This window comes from Paenisporosarcina sp. P5_A11 (genome assembly GCF_056400705.1).
In genome coordinates this window covers 1-2,942 of record NZ_JBFUKT010000272.1, presented here as the reverse complement: position 1 = coordinate 2,942, position 2,942 = coordinate 1, and the positions used below count along the sequence as shown (strand labels likewise).

2 protein-coding genes are annotated in these 2,942 nt (G+C 38.2%); both read left to right on the top strand.

All coding sequences use genetic code 11. From position 1 onward, the window contains the following. Positions 1 to 714, top strand: a 714-nt coding sequence (gene prfB / locus AC1DOS_RS19185) for a peptide chain release factor 2 (RefSeq protein WP_477538788.1), incomplete at its 5' end; no start/stop codon positions are given. A gap of 1,216 nt (positions 715 to 1,930) precedes the next feature. After that, on the top strand, positions 1,931 to 2,797 hold the full coding sequence (locus AC1DOS_RS19180) for a YitT family protein (protein WP_477538787.1): 867 nt from the start codon (positions 1,931 to 1,933) through the stop codon (positions 2,795 to 2,797). Positions 2,798 to 2,942: the final 145 nt, after the last annotated feature.

Genomic DNA, 2,942 nt, shown 5'->3' with positions numbered 1-2,942 from the left:
GAACTACACCCTGGAGCTGGTGGAACGGAGTCTCAGGACTGGGGCTCGATGCTACTTCGCATGTATACGCGTTGGGGTGAAAAACGTGGCTTTAAAGTGGAAACATTAGATTATTTAGCTGGTGACGAAGCGGGTATCAAATCCGTTACGTTAGGTTTTAAAGGACATAATGCGTATGGATATTTAAAAGCTGAAAAAGGTGTACATCGTTTAGTGCGTATTTCACCTTTCGATTCTTCTGGACGTCGACATACATCTTTCGTATCTTGTGAAGTAATGCCTGAATTCAATAATGAAATTGAAATTGAAATTCGGACTGAAGATTTGAAAGTGGATACGTATCGTGCAAGTGGTGCAGGTGGTCAGCATATTAATACGACTGACTCAGCTGTACGTATCACACATATTCCAACGGGTGCAGTTGTTACGTGTCAGCAAGAACGTTCACAAATTAAAAACCGTGAAAAAGCTATGACCTATTTGAAAGCTAAACTTTATGCCTTGAAAATTGAAGAACAAGAAGCACAGATGCTTGAAATTCGTGGCGATCAAAAGGAAATCGGATGGGGAAGTCAAATTCGCTCATACGTATTCCACCCATATTCAATGGTAAAAGATCATCGCACAAGCACTGAAAGTGGAAATGTCCAAGGCGTTATGGACGGAGATATTGATTTATTCATTAATTCATATTTACGTTCAAGAATGAACTAATTATAGAAAAGCGGGTATCCAAAAAGGATGCCCGTTTTTTGTTTGTTAGAAATGAATTTAAAATCTGGTTCGCTAATCAACTTTATATGAAACCAATTTTTCACTTAGGTTTTCGGGAGCACTGCAAAATCACCATGCTGCACCTTTGTCTAATGAATTAGAAGAGGGGGATGTGACAAAGTTACATCCCCCATCTTTCTTCGCTTCCCTACAACCTTTCGATTTTGATTTACTAAGGATAAGACAACATTTTTAAAGAATTAAGCCGCCGAAGTTGCTATTTCGGTGGCTACTGCGTTTCTTTATTTTGGCAACTGTTTTTTAAAAGTGAGCCCGCTAGAGTGAGAATGATGATGAGAGGTACTGTTGGGTATTCAATAAAGCGAGTTTTAACTCGAATTTTGAGATGAAAAAAGCATAAAGAGGCTGAAATATCATCTTCAGCTGAATATCTATATAAAGAACGTAACTATTCTCTAGTAAACCAAACAATCCTAACTTTGAGTATCCAGGTTGTAAGCGAGCAAAGGGCGCACACCCGCCGCAAGATGATCTAGAAAATGAGAGGTGAGCGCAGTGACGAAGTCACAAGCTCACCCTTTTTATTCTCTAGACCAAGGTGCAGCAGAGGCTGCGTGCGAAGCGACCTGAAAACCTATCTACTTCAAAGTTTCCGTTTTCTATTTAACAAAGTGAGTGTCACTTATGGAGAAAAAAACGTATAAATAAAAAAGCAAAAAGAGGCTGAGATATCATCTTCAGCCGAATATCTACTTAAAGGAAGTATCATTTCTGTAGTAAACCAAAGCACTATTACTTAGAATCCAGGTCGCAAGGGAGCGAAGGACGTAAAGCAGCTGCAAGATAATCTGGAAAATGAGAGGCAAGTGCATTGACGAAGTCACAAGCGCACCCACTTTATTCTCTAGACCAAGGTACAGCAGAGGATGCGTGCGAAGCGACCTGAAAACCTATACTAATTGTCTACTACCGCTTATTCTATAAAGTGAGTCTCACTGTTGCTGAAAAAATCTATGCGGTTTATCATCTTCGGATGAATATTTACAGAAATGAAGTAAAAACTCTTAAGTAAACCAACCATCATAGTGTTTTTCCAGATTGACTTTCTCACTTCACCATGATGAACTTCACACATAACAAAGGGTCTGATATACTTCACTAGGGAATTTTAGATAACTAGAAGGTAGGAATAATCATGAAAAATCGTAAAGTACGGAATGAGCCACATCCAATTTTATCTTCCATATTAGAGTATATATATATCATAATCGGAGCTGCAATTATTGCCGTTGGATTTAATGTTTTTTTACTACCTAATGAAGTTGCATCTGGTGGAGTAAGTGGAATTAGTACTATACTAAAAGGTGTATTCAATTGGAATCCAGGTCTTGTGCAATATGCATTTAATATTCCGTTGTTTATAACTGGCGTTATTTTACTTGGTAAGCAATTCGGTGCACGTTCACTTGTCGGAACTCTTACGTTGCCATTATTTGTATTATTAACAGCGAATTGGGAACCAGCCACAATGAATCCTTTACTCGGAGCATTATTTGGCGGTATCTCAGTTGGTGTAGGTCTGGGGATCGTATTTAGAGGACGTGCATCAACAGGAGGAACCGACTTAGCAGCCCAAATTATTGCAAAATATTCAGGTCTGACACTTGGTACAAGCGTCATGTTAATTGATGGACTCATAGTGCTTTCAGCTGCTTTAGTATTTGATGTTGAAAAAGGATTATACGCTTTAATCGGATTATTTGTTACCACGAAAACAATTGATATTATCCAACTTGGCTTTAGCCAATCGAAAATGGTTTACATTATTACGAATAAACAAGAAGAAATTAGGGATGCTATCTATACCGAAGTTAATCGGGGTGTGACAAAACTTTCAGCAGTTGGCGGTTATACAGAACAAGAACGACCAATATTACTTGTCGTTGTCTATCAGACAGAGTTTACAAAATTAAAACAAGTAATAAAAAACGTTGATCCGTCTGCATTTGTCATCGTAACAGACTCCTACGAGGTATTAGGTGAAGGTTTTAAACGTCCTTAATAAGGTATACTTTAGTAGAATGTAAAAAATTCTGGGAGGAAAAGAACATGAAATTGAAATTACTTGCAGCTATTTTTGGTTCTGTATTGATGATTGCCGCATGTGGTGGCGGAGATGAAGAACCGACCGTAACAAATAAGAAAAA

Bases quoted from the DNA above. Each gene is read 5' to 3' on its own strand.
- AC1DOS_RS19180 (WP_477538787.1), top strand. From the start codon at position 1,931: ATGAAAAATCGTAAAGTACGGAATGAGCCACATCCAATTTTATCTTCC.